The following is a 1,785-nucleotide window of genomic DNA, read 5'->3' as shown; positions in this document are numbered from 1 at the left end:
CCCGTCATCTTGACCCAGGCGCACATCGCCTTCTCCTTCGTTTGCACATCCAGGGTTTCTTCGCTACAAGCTCAACTTAACTTTAGGTCAAGCGGAAAAATCGGGGCGGAAAATCAGACATGGCGCCTATAACGGAATTGACGGTCGGCCAGGTGGCCATGCGCAGCGGGGTGGCGGTGTCGGCGCTGCATTTCTACGAGGCCCGCGGCCTGATCCGCAGCCATCGCACGTCGGGCAACCAGCGCCGCTACGGCCGCGATGTGCTGCGGCGCGTGGCGATCATCAAGGTTGCACAGGAGGTCGGCATCTCGCTGGCCGAAATCGGTGCCGCACTTGAATCACTGCCCGAAGGCCGCACGCCGACGCGCGACGACTGGAACCTTTTGTCGACCGCCTGGCGCGACGGGCTCGACCACAAGATCGCCCAGTTGAAGAAACTGCGCGACGGGCTGACCGACTGCATCGGCTGCGGCTGCATGTCCATCGACAAATGCCCGTTGCGCAACAAGGGCGACCGGCTGGCGCGCGAGGGGACAGGGGCAAGAAGGCTGGTTGCTCCGCCTCTCTCAAGGACATCCTAGTCAGCCGCTGGCAACCGCCTGATGGTGAACTCGATCAGGTCGCCCGGCCGCTCGAACCAGCTTTCGATCTCGGTCCAGTAGGCCTGCTTGGGAAAGCGCTCGAACCATTCCTTGGCCTTGAGCCGCGCATCGGAGCGCGGCAGCACGAAGGTCTCTCGCAGGAAACCATCGCGCGGCATACGCACGCGCTCGGCACGGCTTTGGTCGAGCCTTCTCTTCAGGCCATCCAGCGGCGGTCTTGCCGGGGTGCGCACGAAACAGCTCCTTGCACCTGGCGCATGACCCGAAATCGGAATCGAGTTTCGGAAAGGATCATGCGCAAAACCAAAGTGACTTGACCCTTGCCCTTAAGAGATTAGGGATCGCGCCGGCAAAAGACGAGTCATTTGTGGGACTCGCCGCCCCAACCGGAGACGGCACTTGGAACGACCAGAAATACCGACAGGCCTGCCCGCCGACATCGAACAGAAGAAGATGAAGGCACGGCTGTGGTTCGAGGCGCTGCGCGAACGCATCTGCGCCACTTTCGAGCAGATCGAGCAGGACCTTGGCGGGCCGCTGGCCTCGTGGTCACCGGGCCGTTTCGAAAAGACGCCGTGGGAACGCGACGAGGGCCGTGGCGGCGGCGGTACCATGTCGATGATGCACGGCCGCGTCTTCGAAAAGGTCGGCGTCCACACTTCGACCGTCCATGGCGAGTTCTCGCCCGAATTCAGGAAGCAGATGCCCGGCGCCGAGGAAGACCCGCGCTTCTGGGCATCCGGCATTTCGCTGATCGCGCACCCGTGGAATCCCAACGTTCCGGCCGTGCACATGAACACGCGCATGGTGGTAACATCGCGCCAATGGTTCGGCGGCGGCGCCGATCTGACACCGGTGCTCGATCGCCGCCGCACCCAGGACGACCCTGATACTCTCGCCTTCCATCGCGCCATGCAATTCGCTTGCGAGAAGAATGCCGCGGTCGCCGATTACCCGAAATTCAAGGCCTGGTGCGACGAGTACTTCTATCTGTCGCACCGCAACGAGCCGCGCGGCACCGGCGGCATCTTTTTCGACTGGCTGCATTCGGGCGAGGACAAAGGCGGCTGGAATGCCGATTTCAACTTCGTCCAGGATGTCGGCCGCTCCTTTCTCGTCGTCTACGGTCACCTCGTGCGCGCCAACTTCAACGAGAACTGGACCGATGGCGACCGTGACGAAC

General features: G+C 62.6%; 3 protein-coding genes. 2 read left to right on the top strand and 1 reads right to left on the bottom strand.

Going from position 1 to position 1,785, the window contains the following annotated elements; all coding sequences use genetic code 11:
- Positions 1-119: 119 nt before the first annotated feature.
- Positions 120-581, top strand: a complete 462-nt coding sequence (gene soxR, locus EN893_RS32330; RefSeq protein WP_127269424.1) for a redox-sensitive transcriptional activator SoxR — start codon at positions 120-122, stop codon at positions 579-581.
- On the opposite strand, the gene EN893_RS32325 is transcribed toward soxR, so the two are convergent.
- Positions 578-835, bottom strand: coding sequence for a hypothetical protein (locus EN893_RS32325; RefSeq protein WP_127269425.1), 258 nt, complete (start codon positions 833-835; stop codon positions 578-580). The two genes, soxR and EN893_RS32325, sit on opposite strands and share 4 nt — an antisense overlap.
- Before the next feature lie 166 nt (positions 836-1,001).
- On the opposite strand from EN893_RS32325, the gene EN893_RS32320 reads away from it, so the two are divergent.
- On the top strand, positions 1,002-1,785 hold a 784-nt coding region (locus EN893_RS32320; protein WP_128362109.1), incomplete at its 3' end, for a coproporphyrinogen III oxidase.

Origin of the sequence: Mesorhizobium sp. M7A.F.Ca.CA.004.04.2.1, assembly GCF_004022825.1 — a bacterium.
Lineage (GTDB): Bacteria > Pseudomonadota > Alphaproteobacteria > Rhizobiales > Rhizobiaceae > Mesorhizobium.
Note: the sequence above shows the minus strand (reverse complement) of the source record. Positions and strands in the feature narration are given on the sequence as shown.

Bases quoted from the DNA above. Each gene is read 5' to 3' on its own strand.
- soxR (WP_127269424.1), top strand. From the start codon at position 120: ATGGCGCCTATAACGGAATTGACGGTCGGCCAGGTGGCCATGCGCAGC.